We start from the raw sequence: 18,831 nt of genomic DNA, 5'->3' as shown, positions 1-18,831 counted from the left end.
ACTTTTTGTGACAACATTATCAATAAGCAACAAAAGACAAATATTGCGTCAGGTCACTTTTATCCCCGCAAGTGAGAATATTTCGCCCTGACATCCCCTCTGACTATAGGGCTAAGCCAGTAATTCGCAACAAGGATTGGCGATTACAATGGTTTGCCGTAGAATAACGGCCCTCATTAAGAGTCATCAAGGTGGTTAACCACAAACCCCGCATCGGTCAGCCATCCGTTGCGTTTACATGGGACAGAGTAAAAAATTGAATAAACAACCGCGTTCGCTTTCTCCACTGGTGCAATTAGCGGGAATTCGCAAAAGTTTCGATGGCAAAGAGGTGATTTCCAGCCTGGATTTGACCATCAATAATGGCGAGTTTCTTACGCTGCTTGGCCCCTCTGGCTGCGGTAAAACAACCGTTCTTCGCCTGATTGCCGGTCTGGAAACGGTTGATTCCGGTCATATTATGTTGGACAACGAGGACATTACTCACGTTCCAGCGGAAAACCGCTACGTGAATACCGTCTTCCAAAGCTATGCGTTATTCCCCCACATGACCGTATTTGAGAATGTGGCCTTTGGTTTACGCATGCAAAAAACGCCCGCAGCCGACATTTCTCCCCGCGTTACCGAAGCCCTGCGCATGGTGCAACTGGAAGAGTTCGCCCAGCGAAAACCGCATCAACTTTCCGGCGGCCAGCAGCAGCGCGTAGCGATTGCCCGAGCTGTGGTCAACAAACCCCGCTTACTCTTGTTAGATGAATCCCTCTCTGCGCTGGACTACAAACTGCGTAAGCAGATGCAGAATGAACTGAAAGCGCTGCAGCGTAAGCTTGGTATCACTTTTGTCTTTGTCACACACGATCAGGAAGAAGCGCTGACTATGTCCGACCGCATCGTGGTGATGCGCGATGGTAAGATTGAGCAGGACGGTACGCCGCGCGAAATCTACGAAGAGCCCAAGAATCTGTTCGTCGCCGGGTTTATCGGCGAGATCAATATGTTTAACGCCACGGTGATTGAACGTCTGGATGAACAGCGTGTTCGTGCTAACGTTGAAGGTCGCGAGTGCAATATTTATGTCAACTTCGCGGTGGTTCCCGGACAAAAGCTGCACGTCCTGTTACGTCCTGAAGATTTGCGCGTAGATGAAATCAACGATGATAATCATATTGAAGGCCTGATCGGCTACGTGCGCGAACGCAACTACAAAGGCATGACGCTGGAGTCGGTTGTGGAACTGGAAAATGGCAAGATGGTGATGGTCAGCGAATTCTTCAATGAAGACGATCCTGACTTTGACCACTCTCTCGACCAGAAAATGGCGATTAACTGGGTAGAAAGCTGGGAGGTCGTACTGGCTGATGAAGAACACAAGTAAATTCCAGAGTGTGGTGATCGTCACCATTGTCGGTTGGCTTGTGTTATTTGTCTTTCTGCCCAACCTGATGATCATCGGTACCAGCTTTTTGACCCGCGACGACGCCAATTTCGTCAAAATGGTCTTTACGCTGGAGAACTATACGCGCCTGCTCGATCCGCTCTATTTTGAGGTGCTGGTTCACTCCCTCAATATGGCGCTGATTGCCACGCTCGCCTGTCTGGTACTCGGCTACCCGTTTGCCTGGTTTTTGGTGAAACTGCCGGAAAAAGTGCGCCCGCTGCTGCTGTTCCTGCTGATTGTTCCGTTCTGGACCAATTCACTTATTCGCATCTACGGACTCAAAATTTTCCTCAGTACCAAAGGCTATCTCAACGAGTTTCTGTTATGGCTCGGGGTTATCGATACACCCATTCGCATCATGTTTACCCCCAGCGCGGTGATTATCGGGCTGGTATACATCCTGCTACCGTTTATGGTGATGCCGCTCTATTCCAGCATTGAAAAACTCGATAAACCGCTGCTGGAAGCCGCACGCGATTTAGGTGCCAGTAAACTTCAGACCTTCACCCGCATCATTATTCCGTTGACGATGCCGGGGATTATCGCCGGATGCCTGCTGGTCATGCTGCCCGCAATGGGGCTGTTTTACGTTTCCGACTTAATGGGCGGCGCGAAAAACCTGCTGATTGGCAACGTGATTAAAGTTCAGTTCCTGAACATCCGTGACTGGCCGTTTGGTGCAGCCACCAGCATTACGCTGACCATCGTGATGGGTCTGATGCTGCTGATCTACTGGCGTGCCTCGCGCTTGCTGAACAAGAAGGTGGAACTCGAATGATCGGTCGACTGCTCCGCGGCGGTTTTATGACCGCTATCTACGCGTATCTGTATATTCCAATCATCATTCTGATTGTGAACTCCTTTAACAGCTCGCGCTTCGGCATCAACTGGCAGGGTTTTACTACCAAATGGTACGGCCTGCTGATGAATAACGACAGCCTGTTGCAGGCGGCGCAGCACTCGCTGACGATGGCTGTGCTATCCGCCACGTTTGCCACCTTGATCGGCTCACTCACTGCGGTTGCGCTGTACCGCTACCGTTTTCGCGGTAAACCGTTCGTCAGTGGTATGCTGTTCGTGGTGATGATGTCGCCAGATATTGTGATGGCAATATCTCTGCTGGTGCTGTTTATGCTGATCGGCATTCAACTGGGTTTCTGGTCGCTGTTGTTCTCACATATCACTTTTTGTCTGCCTTTTGTGGTGGTGACAGTTTACTCACGCCTGAAAGGTTTTGATGTACGCATGCTTGAGGCTGCTAAAGATTTGGGTGCCAGCGAAGTAACTATTCTGCGCAAGATTATACTGCCACTGGCTATGCCTGCGGTGGCTGCAGGTTGGTTGCTGAGCTTTACGCTGTCGATGGATGATGTCGTCGTTTCGTCCTTCGTTACCGGACCGGGTTATGAAATTCTGCCATTAAAAATCTACTCAATGGTCAAAGTCGGTGTATCACCAGAGGTGAACGCGCTGGCGACCATTTTGTTGGTTCTGTCGCTGGTTATGGTGATCGCCAGCCAGCTTATTGCACGTGATAAAACCAAGGGCCGCTGAGGCCCTTAATTCAGGGGACGTTAAATGATGAAAAAATGGTCACGCCACCTGCTCGCGGCGGGTGCTCTGGCACTGGGCATGAGCGCCGCTCACGCGAATGACAACAACACGCTCTATTTCTATAACTGGACCGAGTATGTCCCGCCAGGGCTGCTGGAACAGTTCACCAAAGAGACCGGCATTAAGGTTATCTATTCGACCTACGAGTCGAACGAAACCATGTACGCCAAGCTCAAAACCTATAAAGACGGCGCATATGATCTGGTGGTTCCGTCCACCTATTACGTCGATAAAATGCGTAAAGAAGGCATGATCCAGAAGATCGACAAGTCGACGTTGACCAACTTCCACAACCTCGATCCGGAAATGCTCAACAAGCCGTTTGACCCGAACAATGACTACTCCATCCCGTATATCTGGGGTGCGACGGCCATTGGCGTAAACAGCGATGCTATCGATCCGAAAACCGTCACCAGTTGGGCCGATCTATGGAAACCGGAGTACAAAGGCAGTCTGCTGTTAACGGATGATGCGCGTGAAGTGTTCCAGATGGCGCTGCGCAAGCTGGGATACTCCGGCAATACCACCGACCCGAAAGAGATTGAAGCCGCCTATAACGAACTGAAGAAGCTGATGCCTAACGTCGCGGCGTTTAACTCTGACAACCCGGCCAACCCGTATATGGAAGGTGAAGTCAATCTGGGGATGGTATGGAATGGCTCCGCGTATGTTGCGCGTCAGGCAGGTACACCACTGGAAGTGGTATGGCCTAAAGAAGGTGGCATTTTCTGGATGGATAGCCTGTCTATTCCGGCTAACGCGAAAAACAAAGAAGGTGCGCTGAAGCTGATTAACTTCCTGCTGCGCCCGGACGTGGCGAAAGAAGTTGCGGAAACTATTGGTTATCCGACGCCAAACCTGGCAGCACGTAAGCTGTTAAGCCCTGAAGTCGCAAATGATAAAACCCTGTACCCTGACGCAGAAACCATCAACAAAGGGGAATGGCAGAACGACGTCGGTTCCGCCAGCGCTATCTATGAAGAGTATTATCAGAAGCTGAAAGCAGGACGCTAATTGCCCTCCTCTTAGGCCGGATAAGACGCGCCAGCGTCGCATCCGGCGCATCATCACTGCCCGATGGCGCTGCGCTTATCGGGCCTACGCCATCCGTGTTCACAGACCTTTCAATAACTTCTCAACAAACTCTGGCACCACCTGGCTTGCCGGACCGTAATACTTCTCTTCAAACTCGCTGCCAACCTGGCTCGGTTCGAGATTTAGTTCTACCGTATGTGCCCCATGCAGTCGCGCCTCATGCACAAAACCCGCAGCCGGATAAACATGTCCCGATGTGCCAATCGCAATGAATACATCCGCCATTGCCAGCGCCATGTAAATTTCATCCATGCCCAGCGGCATTTCACCAAACCACACCACGTGTGGTCGCAGCGGTGCCGGAAATTGACAGCAGTGACATTTATCTTCCGGGGTCACATCGTCCTTCCATTCCAGAATCTGCCCGCTTTGCGAGCAGCGAACCTTGAGCAGTTCGCCGTGCATATGGATAACGTTCTGGCTGCCCGCACGCTCATGCAGGTTATCAATGTTCTGCGTCACCAGTAAAAAACGGTCGCCCAGTTCGGCTTCGAGTTTTGCCAGTGCGATATGCGCCGCGTTGGGCTGGATTTCTGGCTGTTGCAATTGATGGCGACGGGCGTTATAAAACGACTGAACCAGTTCCGGGTTTCGACTAAATCCTTCCGGAGTCGCAACGTCCTCAACCCGATGTTCTTCCCAGAGACCATCCGCCGCGCGGAAGGTTCGAATTCCTGACTCAGCGGAGATTCCCGCTCCCGTCAGTACCAGCACTCTTGGTTTTTCCATCAATTCAGGCACCACTCTGTCTCTGAAAAAGATTCGTTGACGCAGGCGATCGCGCAAATGGCGTTTATTTTTACGAAAGCGGCTTAACCGATGACCCCGACGCGACAGCATAACAACCTCTTTGTATTAATCGGTAAGATGTAGGAAAGCAGCCCCGCGCATCCCGCCGGCATCACCGTGCCGTGCCTGCTCAATACGCGGTACCCGGGCAACTGGCAACAGATGACGTGGCAGTCGGTCCGTCAGTTGCGTCGTAATAGCGGTAAAATTCGACAAGCCTCCGCCAATCACCACCAAATCAGGATCGACGATAGTCAGGATATTCCCAAGACACACCGCCAGCAAATCCAGATAGCGTTCAACGTGTGCACGCGCATGTTCATCGCCCTGCTCCCACAACGCGATAATTTCACGAGCATCCAGCGGTTGATGGTAGTAATGCTGATACAACCACGCAAATCCACCGCCGGAAAGATAGCTTTCGATGCATCCCAGTTGGCCGCATCCGCAGCGGCGCAGCGGGAAATCAAAGCCCATCAGCGTCAGCGCATCAACCGGCAAACGAATATGACCAAACTCGCCGGTGATATAGCTGCGTCCGGTGATGGATTTCCCGTTAAGCACCAGGCCGCCGCCAACGCCCGTACCGAGGATCAACCCCATCACCAGCGGATATTGGGTAAACTCGTCATCCCAGGCTTCGGAGAGAGCAAAACAGTTCGCATCGTTATCCAGACGCACATCGCGGTCAAGGCGAGCGCTAAGATCGGCGCGGAGCGGTTTGCCACTGGCGGCAGGAACGTTGGCCGCGTACAACGTGCCGTCTTCCGTTTCCGGCATGCCAGGAATCCCGATACCGACCGAACCTTTGATACCAAAACGCTGGTCAGCTTCCGTCACCAGATTGCAGACCGCATCAAGGAAAGCGTCGTAGCTGTCGCGAGGTGTAGGGACGCGAGTTTCCCATTGCAGACGACGTTGCTTATCAAACACGCCCAGCGCAATTTTGGTCCCGCCGATGTCAAATCCGTAATACATCACCGCTCCTTGATACACGTCATCCTTCAAGATGCCTCTGCGTTGGCTACGCCTTGATGCAGCATGAATGCTGTCGTGTATTATTGTTGTTATTGGCCGCTAAGTACTCTCGCAGGATCAATATTGCTGGCGCGACGCGCCGGATACCAACTTGCCAAAAGACTCAGCACAAGTGCTGTCACCAGCACGTAAATCACATCCAGCCAGTGTAATTCCGATGGCAGGAAGTCAATGAAATAGATATCGCCGGACAGGAACTGATGACCGATAAGCGCCTCGATTCCGTTGATGATCGGCGTCAGTTGCAACGAGACAACCACCCCGATGACGACGCCTATCAGGCTACCGAACAGACCCGCCAGCAGGCCGTACCAGACAAAAATGGCACGGATCAACCCATCTTTCGCCCCGAGGGTTCTTAATACCGCAATATCGCCGCTTTTGTCTTTTACCGCCATCACTAACGTGGAAACGATATTAAAGCAGGCCACACCAATCACCAGCACCATCGCCAGATACATAATGGCGCGAATCATCTGGATATCGCGATACATATAGCCGTAAGTACCGATCCAGCTCTTAATATAAACATAGTTATTGGTGACTTCACCCGCGTCCCGCACCAGCTTATTGGCGTTAAACACGTCGTTAACCTTCAGCGCAATGCCGGAAACGCTGGTTCCCATATCCAGATATTGCTGCGCATCTTCCATTGGGATCATGGCAAAGCTGTGATCGAGCTGACCGCTCAGCTGCAAAATTCCCGTTACGTGCAAACGCACGCGTTTAGGCTGCTGTAATTTATGATCCGCGCTGGCGTTAGGGATCATAATCGACACCCAGTCGCCCTGCTTCACCTTCAGCGCATCGGCAATACCCTTACCAATGATGATTTGTTGTTCACCGGCTTTAAAATTATCCCAGGCATGGTTTTGCACGAAGGATGGCAGTGCGCTTAAACGCTGTTCCTGTTTCGGGTCAACGCCCTTCACCTGCACCGCGCGTAAGTTCGCCCCGCTCTCTACCAGTCCGGTAAAGTTGATATAAGGCGCCGCGGCGACAATACCCGACACTTTTTGTACTTTGTCGAGCGCTTCCTGCCAGTTATTCCACGGCTGATTTACGGCTTCAATCTCTCCGTGTGGGACTACGGCCAGAATACGGTTGTTCAGCTCACGCTCAAATCCGTTCATGGCACTTAAACCAACGATCAACACCGCCACACCCAACGCGATGCCAACGGTGGAAATCACAGATATCAGCGAAACCATACCGCCGCGCCGCCGACCACGGCTAAAGCGCAGACCAATCAATAACGATAAAGGCGAAGCCATTACTCAGCTCCCATCAGGCTCAGTTCTGCCGTCAGGCGACCATCGCGCATCTCCAGCTGGCGGCTCATCCGCTTCGCCAGTTGCAGATCGTGCGTCACCACCAGAAATGCCGTGCCCTGAGAACGGTTCAGCTCGCCCAGAAGCTCGAAAATGCTGTCCGCGTTACGCGCATCCAGGTTACCCGTTGGCTCATCCGCCAAGACCAGACGCGGGTTATTCACCAGCGCACGAGCGATGGCCACACGCTGGCGTTCGCCGCCAGACAGTTCAGACGGGCGATGACTGGCACGATGATCCAGTCCTACGGCTTTCAGCATATCCCGTGCGCGCTCGGTTATTTCAGCCGGTTTTTTCTTGCCTATCAGCAGCGGCATCGCTACGTTTTCCAGCGCAGTAAAGTCCGGCAGTAAATGGTGGAACTGGTAAATAAAGCCCAGCTTCTGATTACGCAGTTCCGCTTTCGCCGCCGACGAGAGCTTGCTCATTGGCTGACCGCTAAAAATCACGTCGCCGGAAGTCGGGGTATCCAACCCGCCTAACAGATGCAGCAGCGTACTCTTGCCGGAGCCAGAGCTGCCGACAATCGCCATCATCTCACCTTCGCCGACGCTAAAACTGACATCGTGCAGGACATCGGTCTGCACAGTGCCTTCCTGATAGCGTTTGCACAGGTTGTCGCATTGCAACAGGATCTTATTCATAACGTAAAGCCTCAGCGGGTTGAGTGGCGGCAGCGCGCCAGGAAGGATAAAGCGTAGACAGCAACGCGATGGCCATCGCCACCAGCGCAATGACGATAACCTGCAGCGGCTCGATAGCGACCGGCAGCGCCGCACCATCCAGCAGCACACCAATAATTGGCATCAAATTGTTCAGTTGGCTGGCGAGCAATGCGCCCAGCACCGCGCCAAGCAGCGCGCCGATAATCCCGGCACTGGCCCCCTGAACCATAAACACCATCATTATCTGCCGCGGCGTTAGCCCCTGCGTTTGTAGAATCGCCACTTCTCCTTGCTTCTCCATTACCATCAGACCCAGCGAGGTAATAATATTAAAAGCCGCCACAGCCACGATCAGGCTAAGCAGTAGCCCCATCATGTTCTTCTCCATGCGCACGGCCTGGAACAGTTCCCCTTTGCGCTCGCGCCAGTCCTGCCATTTGGTGCCCTGCGGCAGCGTTTGCTGGCTCAGCGTATCAACTTTTAACGGTTCGTTCAGCCACAGACGCCAGCCGGTAATATTGCCCACCGGATAGCGCATCAGGCGGGAAGCATCCTGAATGTTGGTTAGCATCTGGTAGCCGTCTACTTCGCTGTTGGCGGCGAAGGTGCCAATCACCGTAAACAGACGCTGGCTCGGCAAACGTCCCATCGGCGTAAACTGGCTGGCCGAAGGCACCATCACGCGAATTTGATCGCCACGGTTCACGCCCAACTGCCCGGCAAGCTGCTCGCCGAGGATGACATTATACTTACCCGGTAGCAGATCTGTTTGCTTCACATTGACCAGATACGGCGTTAACGGATCTTTTTGCGCCGGATCGATACCGAGCATCACGCCGACCGCCACGCTACGCGCGCTTTGCAGCACCACATCTCCCGTAGTTATGGGTGCAACTCGGTTGACGCCGTTCAACACCACCGCTTTTTCCGGCAGTTGTTGCGGATTGAGGGAACCCTGTTCAGACGAGAGGACGGCCTGAGGCATCAGGCCAAGAATATTGTTTTGCAGCTCGCGCTCAAAACCGTTCATCACCGACAACACCGTGACCAGCGCCATCACCCCGAGGGTAATGCCAATGGTGGAGAGCCAGGAAACGAAGCGACCGAAGCGATCTGCTGCACGCCCACGCATATAACGCAGGCCGATGAATAGAGCGACAGGTTGGTACATGAAATCCGTCTGGTTGCTGTTAGCAAAGTCACGAGTATATAAGCGAAAGCGGAATGGGTAAATGACTGAACCGTAAGTGTTCGTCAGCACTATTCCTAAAAGTATAAATAAATCAATTCGCTAAAGCTGTCCCTCTTCCCTTCCATCCCGGTCCCTGATCTTTATCTTAAAAAATCAAAATGCAGACAGTTACGCATTACAGCGCACAGCGGGTTGCGCAGGATGGCAGACTATAACCAACAATATGGATACGCCGTCTCGATGAATAAAAAAGAACTATGGATTAATCAAATCAAAGGGTTATGTATTTGCCTGGTGGTGATTTACCACTCGGTAATCACATTTTACCCGCACCTCACTACTTTTCAGCATCCGCTTTCAGAGCTGCTGAGCAAATGCTGGATTTACCTCAATTTGTACCTGGCGCCGTTTCGCATGCCGGTCTTTTTCTTTATTTCGGGATATCTGATCCGTCGCTACATTGATAGCGTCCCGTGGACCACCTGCGTGGATAAACGGATCTGGAGTATTGCCTGGGTGCTGATTCTCTGGGGTGTGGTGCAATGGCTGGCGTTAGTGGCGCTCAATAACTGGCTGGCCCCACAGCGCGATCTGAGCCATGCTGCCAACGCCGCTTATGCTGGTTCGATCGCAGGTTTTACCCACGGGATGCTGACCGCCAGTACCAGCTTGTGGTATCTGTACGCACTGATTGTCTATTTTGTTCTGTGTAAAATTTTCAGCCGCTGGGCGGTGCCGCTGTTGGCGTTATTTGTGGCGCTGAGCGTGACGATCAACTTTGTCCCGACGCCGTGGTGGGGAATGAACAGCGTGATTCGCAATCTGCCCTGGTACAGCCTCGGTGCATGGTTTGGCGCAACGCTGATGGTATGGATTAAGGAGGTGCCCCTGCGCCGCCATGCGCTCATTGTTCTGGTTAGCGCAATCGCCGCCATCGTCGCGTGGCTGGCAAATGTCTCACTATTACTTTCTCTTCTTTCCATTGTGCTGATCATGAAGCTGTTTTATCAATTTGAGCTGCGCTTTGGTATGCGTGAGCCCGGCCCGTTAAGCGTAATTGGTGCCAATACCATCGCCATCTACACCACCCACCGTATTCTGGTTGAGCTGTTCAGCTTAACGCTAATCCCAAACATTAATCATGCCGCCTGGCCTGCATATGCAGAGCTGGCCCTGCTGCTGGTGTATCCATTCGCCTGCCTGCTGCTGTGCACCTTGTTTGGCCTGTTGGTGCGTAAAATTTCACAAAAAACAGTGGCCGACCTGCTCTTTTCCCCGCCTTCTTTATCGGTCGTTTCGCGCTAACCCCAACGCGCTTTTTGCCCCCATCAGGGGGCGAATCAATTTGCTTATGAGAAACGATCACGGATAATAAAGAACATTGCTTATCAGATGTATATCTAAACGAGAACCTGACAACCGAATGCCTGAACAACATCGTTACACGCTCCCAGCGAAAGCTGGCGATCAGCGCCAGTTGGGTGAGCTTACCGGTGCCGCCTGCGCAACGCTGGTCGCCGAAATCGCCGAACATCACGCCGGTCCAGTGGTGCTGATCGCGCCGGACATGCAAAATGCTTTGCGCCTGCATGATGAAATTCGTCAGTTTACCGACCAGATGGTGATGAACCTGGCCGACTGGGAAACGCTGCCCTATGACAGTTTTTCTCCCCATCAGGAGATTATCTCTTCGCGTCTCTCTACGCTGTATCAACTGCCTGCCATGCAGCGAGGCGTGCTGATCGTTCCGGTAAATACTCTGATGCAGCGTGTCTGTCCGCACAGCTATCTGCACGGGCATGCGCTGGTCATGAAAAAAGGTCAGCGGCTTTCGCGCGACGCCCTGCGCGAACAGCTGGATAGCGCTGGCTATCGCCATGTTGATCAGGTCATGGAACACGGCGAATACGCCACGCGCGGCGCGTTGTTGGATCTGTTCCCGATGGGCAGCGAGTTGCCTTATCGTCTGGATTTCTTTGATGACGAAATCGACAGCCTGCGTCTGTTTGATACCGACACCCAGCGCACGCTGGAAGAAGTCGATGCCATTAATTTGCTTCCCGCGCACGAATTCCCGACTGACAAAACGGCCATCGAGCTATTCCGTAGTCAGTGGCGCGATACCTTTGAGGTTAAACGCGACGCCGAACATATTTATCAGCAGGTCAGCAAAGGCACGTTACCTGCGGGTATTGAATACTGGCAACCGCTGTTTTTCAGCGAGCCGCTGCCGCCGCTGTTCAGCTACTTCCCCGCCAATACGTTATTGGTCAATACCGGTGATATCGAGACCAGCGCAGAACGCTTCCAGGCCGATACCCTGTCACGCTTTGAAAATCGCGGTGTTGATCCGATGCGCCCGCTTCTGCCGCCGGAATCGCTGTGGCTGCGGGTTGATGAGCTGTTTTCTGAACTTAAACGCTGGCCGCGCGTTCAACTGAAAACCGAGAGTCTGGCGAACAAAGCTGCGAATACCAACCTCGGGTTCCAGAAGCTGCCGGACATCGCCGTGCAGGCACAGCAAAAATCACCGTTAGATGCGTTACGTAAATTCCTTGAGGGCTTTACCGGCCCGGTGATTTTCTCGGTCGAAAGTGAAGGCCGACGTGAAGCGCTTGGCGAGTTGCTCGCTCGTATCAAAGTGGCACCGAAGCGGATATTGCGACTCGATGAAGCCGTAGATAACGGTCGTTATCTGATGATTGGCGCAGCTGAGCACGGCTTCATCGATAGCAAACGCAATCTGGCACTGATTTGTGAAAGCGATCTGCTTGGGGAACGCGTGGCGCGTCGCCGCCAGGATTCGCGTCGCACCATCAACCCGGATACATTAATTCGTAACCTTGCAGAGCTGCATCCCGGTCAGCCGGTAGTGCATCTGGAACACGGCGTGGGTCGCTATGCCGGGATGACCACGCTGGAAGCGGGCGGTATCACCGGTGAATATCTGATGCTCACCTATGCCAACGATGCCAAACTGTACGTGCCGGTGTCGTCACTGCATCTGATCAGCCGCTATGCAGGCGGTGCAGAAGAGAATGCACCGCTGCATAAACTGGGCGGCGATGCCTGGTCACGCGCCCGACAGAAAGCCGCTGAGAAGGTGCGCGATGTCGCGGCAGAGCTGCTGGATATTTATGCCCAGCGCGCGGCGAAAGAAGGCTTTGCCTTTAAGCATGACCGTGAACAGTATCAGCTGTTTTGCGACAGCTTCCCGTTTGAAACCACGCCTGACCAGGCGCAGGCGATCAACGCTGTACTCAGCGATATGTGTCAACCGCTGGCCATGGACCGCCTGGTGTGCGGTGACGTCGGTTTTGGTAAAACCGAAGTCGCGATGCGCGCCGCTTTCCTTGCCGTAGAGAACCACAAACAGGTTGCCGTGCTGGATCCGACTACCCTGCTCGCACAGCAGCACTTCGACAACTTCCGCGATCGTTTTGCCAACTGGCCGGTACGCATTGAGATGTTGTCCCGTTTCCGTAGCGCCAAAGAGCAAGCGCAGATTCTGGAACAGGTTGCCGAGGGGAAAATTGATATTCTCATCGGCACGCACAAACTGCTGCAAGCGGATGTGAAGTTAAAAGATCTGGGTCTGCTGATTGTCGATGAAGAGCACCGTTTCGGCGTTCGCCACAAAGAACGCATCAAGGCGATGCGTGCGGATGTCGATATTCTGACCCTGACGGCAACGCCTATTCCGCGTACGCTCAATATGGCGATGAGCGGCATGCGCGATCTGTCGATCATCGCCACGCCGCCTGCTCGTCGTCTGGCGGTCAAAACCTTCGTGCGCGAATACGACAGCCTGGTGGTACGCGAGGCGATCCTGCGTGAAGTTCTGCGCGGGGGACAAGTTTATTATCTGTTTAACGACGTCGAAAATATCCAGAAAACCGCTGACAGATTAGCAGAACTGGTGCCGGAAGCGCGTATTGGTATCGGCCACGGGCAAATGCGCGAGCGCGAGCTGGAACGCGTGATGAACGATTTCCACCATCAGCGTTTTAACGTGCTGGTGTGTACCACCATTATCGAAACCGGGATCGACATTCCGACCGCCAACACCATTATCATCGAACGTGCCGATCACTTTGGTTTAGCGCAATTGCACCAGCTACGCGGTCGTGTGGGACGCTCACACCATCAGGCGTACGCCTGGCTGCTGACGCCGCACCCAAAAGCAATGACCACCGACGCGCAAAAGCGTCTGGAAGCCATCGCTTCGCTGGAAGATTTGGGTGCAGGATTTGCGCTGGCGACCCACGACCTTGAAATTCGCGGCGCCGGGGAACTGCTGGGTGAAGATCAAAGTGGTTCCATGGAAAGCATCGGCTTCTCGTTGTATATGGAGCTGCTGGAAAATGCTGTCGATGCGCTCAAAGAGGGACGCGAACCGTCACTGGAAGATCTCACCAGCCAGCAAACCGAAGTTGAATTGCGTATGCCGTCTCTGCTGCCGGATGACTATATACCGGATGTTAACACCCGACTATCGTTCTACAAGCGCATTGCCAGCGCGAAAGGCGAAAACGAACTGGAAGAGATTAAGGTCGAGCTGATAGATCGTTTTGGCCTGCTGCCCGACCCGGCCCGTACGTTGCTGGATATCGCTCGTTTACGCCAGCAGGCGCAGAAACTGGGGATCAGAAAGCTCGAAGGTCATGACAAAGGCGGTACCATTGAATTTGCCGAGAAAAACCACGTCAACCCGGTCTGGCTGATTGGTTTACTGCAAAAACAACCGCAACACTTCCGTCTGGACGGCCCAACCCGACTGAAATTTATGCAGGATCTGGGCGAGCGTAAAACGCGGATCGACTGGGTCCGCCAGTTTATGCGTCAGCTTGAAGAAAACGCCGTAGCATAGTGAACAGGCCGGGTGAGCACACCACTCACCCGGCCTGATGAATTTACAAACTCTTTGCACTTCCCTGCACTTCCAGACACAGCAAAACGCCATAATTCTCGTTTACTTTTACATAATAAAAACCACGTAAAAACAATGGATTTATGGTGATGTTAAACAATAAACGACTCTCTCGCTGGCTCGCGTTTTTTACGCTGGCAGCGACCTTCGCGTTAGCACTTCCGGCTCAGGCAAACACCTGGCCGCTGCCACCGCCGGGAAGCCGTCTGGTGGGCCAGAATACCGTTCACGTTGTTGAAGATAATGGCGGTTCTCTGGAGGCGATTGCGAAAAAATATAATGTCGGCTTTTTAGCGCTGCTGCAGGCCAACCCCGGCGTTGATCCTTACGTACCACGTCCGGGCAGCGTGCTGACTATTCCATTACAAACTCTGCTACCTGACGCCCCGCGCGAAGGTATTGTTATCAACCTCGCCGAACTGCGTCTTTATTATTACCAGCCGGGGACCAATTCGGTGACCGTTTATCCTATTGGTATTGGTCAGTTAGGTGGTGACACGCTGACGCCTACGATGGTAACCACCATTTCTGATAAACGCGCCAACCCCACCTGGACGCCGACGGCAAATATCCGCGCGCGATACAAAGCAAACGGAATTGACCTGCCTGCCGTTGTACCTGCCGGTCCGGATAACCCGATGGGCCATCATGCAATTCGCTTAGCGGCATACGGCGGCGTTTATCTGCTGCACGGCACCAATGCTGACTTTGGCATCGGCATGCGCGTCAGTTCCGGCTGTATTCGTCTGCGCGACGGTGATATCGAAACCCTGTTCCGTCAGGTAACGCCCGGAACTAAGGTCAATATTATCAATACGCCGATCAAAGCATCCGTTGAGCCTAACGGCGTGCGGTTAGTAGAAGTGCATCAGCCGCTGTCCGAAAAAATCAATGACGACCCGCAACTGTTGCCAATCGTGCTGAACGCGTCCATGCAGACATTTAAAAATGCGGCGCAAACAGATACCGCCGTCATGGATCATGCGATGGAGATTCGCTCAGGCATGCCGGTCGATGTGACCCGTCATCACGACGTTGCTCAACAACCGCTGTAAACTTAGCGTATTAAAAAACCCCCGCTGGATTTTATTCCGCGGGGGTTTTTTATTTAACTCGCAGTGGCATTGCGATGGGTTAAATCTTATTTGTAGATAACAGCAGTCCCATGAAGGGTGTTAGGACCGGTAACGGAAGTAATACGGAAAGACTTCGCACCCATCTCATCGGCTTTCTGCGCCAGTTGGTCTTCCAGTGAACCTAAGTTAGTCCCCGCATTCGCAGAAATAGTACCGACTTTCTCTTGACCCGCAGGTGTGGACTGAACTTCAACAGCGGCGAAGCTTGCAAATGACAGTGAGCTAAGAACAGCAGCAACAAACAGGGTTTTTACGTTTTTCATGATAGTGACCTTTAGCAGATGAATGAGTGTCGAAAAGATTAACTTAACGATCGATAGGTAAATCATAGATGTGATCCAGGTCACACGTCAATAATTTTTTATAATGATCGTTATATAAAATATAAAGGTCTTATTTTTCATACCAATAGCTATATTTTATTTTTATCGTGAATCCGCTGGAGTGTGCAGTCGAATATTTTTATAATGGTTGTTCAATAAACCCAACAAAGGTACATCGGCGCCATGACAACTGAAACGACAGGTTGTGCAAAAAAAAGCCGTGGCCGACCAAAAGTGTTCGACAGGGAAGCCGCGCTTGATAAGGCCATGACACTCTTCTGGCAGCACGGATATGAAGCGACCTCGCTCGCCGATCTCGTAGAAGCTACCGGCGCAAAAGCGCCCACGCTGTATGCGGAGTTCACCAATAAAGAAGGGTTGTTCCGTGCCGTACTGGACCGCTACATCACCCGCTTTGCGGCGAAACACGAAGCCCAACTGTTTTGTGAAGAAAAAAGCCTTGAGTCCGCACTGGAAGACTATTTCACCGCCATAGCGACCTGCTTTACCAGCAAGGACACCCCGGCGGGATGTTTCATGATTAACACTTCTGCGACGCTGGCAGCCTCTTCCCGTGATATTGCGCACACGGTGAAATCCCGCCATGCAATGCAGGAACAGACGCTTACTCAGTTTCTTCATCAGCGTCAGCAACGAGGTGAAATCCCCGCCTACTGTGACGTGCAAAAACTGGCTGAATACCTGAACTGTATTTTACAAGGTATGTCGATCAGCGCCCGTGAAGGTGCAACGTTTGAAAAACTGATGCAGATCGCACGTACCACCCTGCGGCTGTGGCCCGAACTCGTCAAAGCTTAACCCTTTCCCGCAATTCCCCCACTGTACTAACACCCCCGGGAGCTGATAAAGCCCCCGGTTAGATTCCCGTTCCATTGCCCCTACATTTCTCATTGTTTTCATCGTGTTATCCGATCATTTTTTGTAAAAGGTATTGATAACGACAATTGTTATCAGCAATATTCGCATTTGTTTTAATACCTGTTTCACAATGTAACCATCGGTTTCTCTACCGCCATAACAAAAACAGATCGACTCTTTTTAAAAGGAATACAAATGAATAAGCGTCTCTGGGTGCTCAATCCTCTCCTGTTGTCTTTAACCCTCCCGGCCATTGCGGCTGAGGAAGAGAACCTCATCGTCAGCGCCAACCGTAGCCAACGCACCGTGGCAGAAATGGCGCAAACGACCTGGGTTATTGAAGGAAGCGAGATTGAACAACAGGTTCAGGGGGGGAAAGAGTTCAAGGATGTTCTTGCTCAGTTAATCCCAGGAATCGATGTCAGTAGCCAGGGGCGCACAAACTACGGCATGAACATGCGTGGTCGCGCCATTGTCGTGCTCATTGACGGTGTCCGTCTGAACTCCTCACGAACCGACAGCCGTCAACTTGACTCCATTGACCCGTTTAACATTGCGCACATTGAAGTCATTTCAGGCGCAACCTCACTTTATGGCGGTGGCAGTACCGGCGGATTAATCAACATCGTCACCAAAAAAGGCCAGCCGGAGCGTGAAGTAGAACTCGAACTGGGGAGCAAAAGCGGCTTCAACAACAGTAACGATCATGATGAACGCGTTGCCGCGGCGGTGAGTGGAGGAACAGATCGCGCTTCCGGGCGTATGTCAGTCGCGTATCAACGATTTGGCGGTTGGTATGACGGTAATCACGATGCCCTGCTACTGGATAACACCCAAACCGGGCTACAGCACTCCGATCGTCTGGACGTGATGGGCACCGGGACGATTGAACTTGACGACAACCGTCAGTTGCAACTGGTTACACAGTATTACAAGAGCCAGGGGGATGATGATTACGGACTGGATCTCGGCGAGAACATGTCCGCCGTGACCGGAAACGGTAAAGCTTATACCAGCAGCGGACTGAATTCCGATCGTATTCCCGGCACCGAACGTCATCTGATCAGCCTGCAATATTCAGATGCGGATTTTTTCGGCCAGAACCTGGTCAGCCAAATCTATTACCGCGACGAATCGCTGAAATTCTATCCTTTCCCGACGCTCAGCAAAGGTAAGGTCACCAGTTTCTCCGCATCACAGCAGGACACAGACCAGTTTGGCGCCAAAATTACCCTCAACAGCCAGTTGATGGATAACTGGGAGTTGACGTGGGGTATCGATGCCGATCACGAGACCTTCGATTCCAATCAGAAATTCTTCGATCTGGCCTGGTCCCTGCCCTCCGGCGGCATGGATAACCGCACCGCTTATACCACCGGGCGTTACCCCGGTTACAGCATCACCAACTTCGCGCCTTTCCTGCAAAACAGCTATGACATTAACGACATCTTTACCCTCAGCGGCGGCGTGCGCTATCAATGGACCGAAAACAGGGTTGATGATTTCGTTGGCTATGCTCAACAGCAGGGAATCGCGACCGGGCTTGCGAACTCTGCCGATACCATTCCGGGCGGCAAAACCGATTACGATAATTTCCTGTTCAACGCCGGTATCCTCGCCCATCTGACTGACCGTCAGCAAACGTGGTTTAATTTCTCTCAGGGCGTGGAGCTTCCGGATCCAGGGAAATATTACGGTAACGGCACCTATTCGCTGGTTGGCGATCATTACCAGCTCCAGCGCAGCGTCAACGTGGCGGATTCACGTCTGGAAGGGATTAAAGTTAACTCGTACGAACTGGGATGGCGCTACACCGGCGATAGTCTGCGCACGCAACTGGCCGCTTACTACTCGACTTCGGATAAATCGATCGTTATCAACCGCAGCGATATGACCATTAACGTTCAATCCGACGATCGCCGCATTTATGGCCTTGAAGGCGCGGTGGATTATTTCATTGCGGATACGGACTGGAGCCTGGGCGGCAACTTCAATGTCATTAAATCGGAAGTGAAACAGAACGGTAAATGGCAAAAATGGGATGTGACTCTGGCCTCACCGTCGAAAGCAACCGCGTGGGTCGGCTGGGCACCAGAACCGTGGACCTTACGCGTACAGAGCCAGCAAACATTTGATCTGACCGACGCCAGCGGCAATAAGCTGGATGGCTATAACACCATGGACTTTATCGGCAGCTATCAGCTCCCGTTGGGTAAGCTGACCTTTAGCGTGGAAAACCTGCTGAATGAAGAGTACACCACGCTGTGGGGACAACGTGCGCCACTGCTGTACAGCCCAACCTACGGCAGTCCGTCACTGTATGAGTACAAGGGCCGGGGCCGCACCTTTGGTCTGAACTATGCCTTAACCTTCTGATAAAAAAAGCCCCCCAGCCTGAGCG

General features: G+C 52.7%; 15 protein-coding genes. 9 read left to right on the top strand and 6 right to left on the bottom strand.

Features of this window, described 5'->3' with window-relative positions; genetic code table 11:
* Positions 1–238: 238 nt before the first annotated feature.
* From potA to potD, 4 genes are read left to right on the top strand one after another with little or no spacing between them, the layout of a single operon-like run.
* Complete coding sequence (potA, locus tag OGV89_RS21125; protein WP_003030791.1) at positions 239–1,375, top strand: spermidine/putrescine ABC transporter ATP-binding protein PotA; 1,137 nt, start codon at positions 239–241, stop codon at positions 1,373–1,375.
* Positions 1,359–2,216 (top strand): spermidine/putrescine ABC transporter permease PotB, encoded by an 858-nt coding sequence (gene potB, locus OGV89_RS21120; RefSeq protein WP_003030793.1) that lies wholly within the window; start codon positions 1,359–1,361, stop codon positions 2,214–2,216. The genes potA and potB overlap by 17 nt, the downstream gene beginning before the upstream one ends.
* Positions 2,213–2,992 (top strand): spermidine/putrescine ABC transporter permease PotC, encoded by a 780-nt coding sequence (gene potC / locus OGV89_RS21115; protein ID WP_003030794.1) that lies wholly within the window; start codon positions 2,213–2,215, stop codon positions 2,990–2,992. The genes potB and potC overlap by 4 nt, the downstream gene beginning before the upstream one ends.
* 27 nt (positions 2,993–3,019) lie before the next feature.
* Complete coding sequence (potD, locus tag OGV89_RS21110; RefSeq protein WP_003030797.1) at positions 3,020–4,066, top strand: spermidine/putrescine ABC transporter substrate-binding protein PotD; 1,047 nt, start codon at positions 3,020–3,022, stop codon at positions 4,064–4,066.
* Between the two features lie 99 nt (positions 4,067–4,165).
* On the opposite strand, the gene cobB is transcribed toward potD, so the two are convergent.
* The 5 genes from cobB to lolC all read right to left on the bottom strand — a co-directional run bounded on the left by cobB (position 4,166) and on the right by lolC (position 9,141).
* On the bottom strand, positions 4,166–4,987 hold the full coding sequence (cobB, locus tag OGV89_RS21105; protein ID WP_003030799.1) for a Sir2 family NAD+-dependent deacetylase: 822 nt from the start codon (positions 4,985–4,987) through the stop codon (positions 4,166–4,168).
* Between the two features lie 15 nt (positions 4,988–5,002).
* Positions 5,003–5,914: an N-acetylglucosamine kinase gene (nagK, locus tag OGV89_RS21100; protein WP_003030802.1), complete on the bottom strand. Its 912-nt coding sequence runs from the start codon at positions 5,912–5,914 to the stop codon at positions 5,003–5,005.
* Between the two features lie 89 nt (positions 5,915–6,003).
* Positions 6,004–7,248: a lipoprotein-releasing ABC transporter permease subunit LolE gene (gene lolE / locus OGV89_RS21095; protein ID WP_284884728.1), complete on the bottom strand. Its 1,245-nt coding sequence runs from the start codon at positions 7,246–7,248 to the stop codon at positions 6,004–6,006.
* On the bottom strand, positions 7,248–7,949 hold the full coding sequence (gene lolD / locus OGV89_RS21090; RefSeq protein WP_003030805.1) for a lipoprotein-releasing ABC transporter ATP-binding protein LolD: 702 nt from the start codon (positions 7,947–7,949) through the stop codon (positions 7,248–7,250). The genes lolE and lolD overlap by 1 nt, the downstream gene beginning before the upstream one ends.
* A complete protein-coding gene (gene lolC / locus OGV89_RS21085; RefSeq protein WP_199985229.1) occupies positions 7,942–9,141 on the bottom strand; it encodes a lipoprotein-releasing ABC transporter permease subunit LolC in 1,200 nt (399 codons plus the stop codon). Before lolC ends, lolD begins: the two co-directional genes overlap by 8 nt.
* Positions 9,142–9,402: 261 nt before the next feature.
* On the opposite strand from lolC, the gene OGV89_RS21080 reads away from it, so the two are divergent.
* From OGV89_RS21080 to ldtC, 3 genes are all read left to right on the top strand, one after another.
* A complete protein-coding gene (locus OGV89_RS21080; RefSeq protein ID WP_286559253.1) occupies positions 9,403–10,467 on the top strand; it encodes an acyltransferase family protein in 1,065 nt (354 codons plus the stop codon).
* Positions 10,468–10,585: 118 nt separating this feature from the next.
* Positions 10,586–14,032 (top strand): transcription-repair coupling factor, encoded by a 3,447-nt coding sequence (gene mfd / locus OGV89_RS21075; protein ID WP_286559251.1) that lies wholly within the window; start codon positions 10,586–10,588, stop codon positions 14,030–14,032.
* 149 nt (positions 14,033–14,181) lie between these two features.
* Positions 14,182–15,147, top strand: coding sequence for a L,D-transpeptidase LdtC (gene ldtC / locus OGV89_RS21070; RefSeq protein ID WP_003841853.1), 966 nt, complete (start codon positions 14,182–14,184; stop codon positions 15,145–15,147).
* Between the two features lie 86 nt (positions 15,148–15,233).
* On the opposite strand, the gene bhsA is transcribed toward ldtC, so the two are convergent.
* Positions 15,234–15,491: a multiple stress resistance protein BhsA gene (gene bhsA / locus OGV89_RS21065; RefSeq protein WP_003030810.1), complete on the bottom strand. Its 258-nt coding sequence runs from the start codon at positions 15,489–15,491 to the stop codon at positions 15,234–15,236.
* A gap of 243 nt (positions 15,492–15,734) precedes the next feature.
* Between bhsA and comR the strand changes: the two genes are divergently transcribed.
* Positions 15,735–16,370, top strand: coding sequence for a TetR family copper-responsive transcriptional repressor ComR (gene comR / locus OGV89_RS21060; RefSeq protein ID WP_003030812.1), 636 nt, complete (start codon positions 15,735–15,737; stop codon positions 16,368–16,370).
* Between the two features lie 255 nt (positions 16,371–16,625).
* Positions 16,626–18,806, top strand: a complete 2,181-nt coding sequence (locus OGV89_RS21055; RefSeq protein ID WP_275183417.1) for a TonB-dependent siderophore receptor — start codon at positions 16,626–16,628, stop codon at positions 18,804–18,806.
* The last annotated feature ends 25 nt before the right edge of the window (positions 18,807–18,831 follow it).

The organism is Citrobacter sp. Cf125 (assembly GCF_030333935.1).
Lineage (GTDB): Bacteria > Pseudomonadota > Gammaproteobacteria > Enterobacterales > Enterobacteriaceae > Citrobacter > Citrobacter freundii.
This window is presented reverse-complemented; position numbering and strand designations above follow the sequence as displayed.

Excerpts from the sequence above, each read along its gene's own strand:
- potA (WP_003030791.1), top strand. The coding sequence starts at position 239 with ATGGGACAGAGTAAAAAATTGAATAAACAACCGCGTTCGCTTTCTCCA.
- ldtC (WP_003841853.1), top strand. The coding sequence starts at position 14,182 with ATGTTAAACAATAAACGACTCTCTCGCTGGCTCGCGTTTTTTACGCTG.
- bhsA (WP_003030810.1), bottom strand. The coding sequence starts at position 15,491 with ATGAAAAACGTAAAAACCCTGTTTGTTGCTGCTGTTCTTAGCTCACTG.
- potD (WP_003030797.1), top strand. The coding sequence starts at position 3,020 with ATGAAAAAATGGTCACGCCACCTGCTCGCGGCGGGTGCTCTGGCACTG.
- lolC (WP_199985229.1), bottom strand. The coding sequence starts at position 9,141 with ATGTACCAACCTGTCGCTCTATTCATCGGCCTGCGTTATATGCGTGGG.
- OGV89_RS21080 (WP_286559253.1), top strand. The coding sequence starts at position 9,403 with ATGAATAAAAAAGAACTATGGATTAATCAAATCAAAGGGTTATGTATT.
- potC (WP_003030794.1), top strand. The coding sequence starts at position 2,213 with ATGATCGGTCGACTGCTCCGCGGCGGTTTTATGACCGCTATCTACGCG.
- lolE (WP_284884728.1), bottom strand. The coding sequence starts at position 7,248 with ATGGCTTCGCCTTTATCGTTATTGATTGGTCTGCGCTTTAGCCGTGGT.
- lolD (WP_003030805.1), bottom strand. The coding sequence starts at position 7,949 with ATGAATAAGATCCTGTTGCAATGCGACAACCTGTGCAAACGCTATCAG.
- OGV89_RS21055 (WP_275183417.1), top strand. The coding sequence starts at position 16,626 with ATGAATAAGCGTCTCTGGGTGCTCAATCCTCTCCTGTTGTCTTTAACC.
- mfd (WP_286559251.1), top strand. The coding sequence starts at position 10,586 with ATGCCTGAACAACATCGTTACACGCTCCCAGCGAAAGCTGGCGATCAG.
- comR (WP_003030812.1), top strand. The coding sequence starts at position 15,735 with ATGACAACTGAAACGACAGGTTGTGCAAAAAAAAGCCGTGGCCGACCA.
- nagK (WP_003030802.1), bottom strand. The coding sequence starts at position 5,914 with ATGTATTACGGATTTGACATCGGCGGGACCAAAATTGCGCTGGGCGTG.
- cobB (WP_003030799.1), bottom strand. The coding sequence starts at position 4,987 with ATGCTGTCGCGTCGGGGTCATCGGTTAAGCCGCTTTCGTAAAAATAAA.
- potB (WP_003030793.1), top strand. The coding sequence starts at position 1,359 with ATGAAGAACACAAGTAAATTCCAGAGTGTGGTGATCGTCACCATTGTC.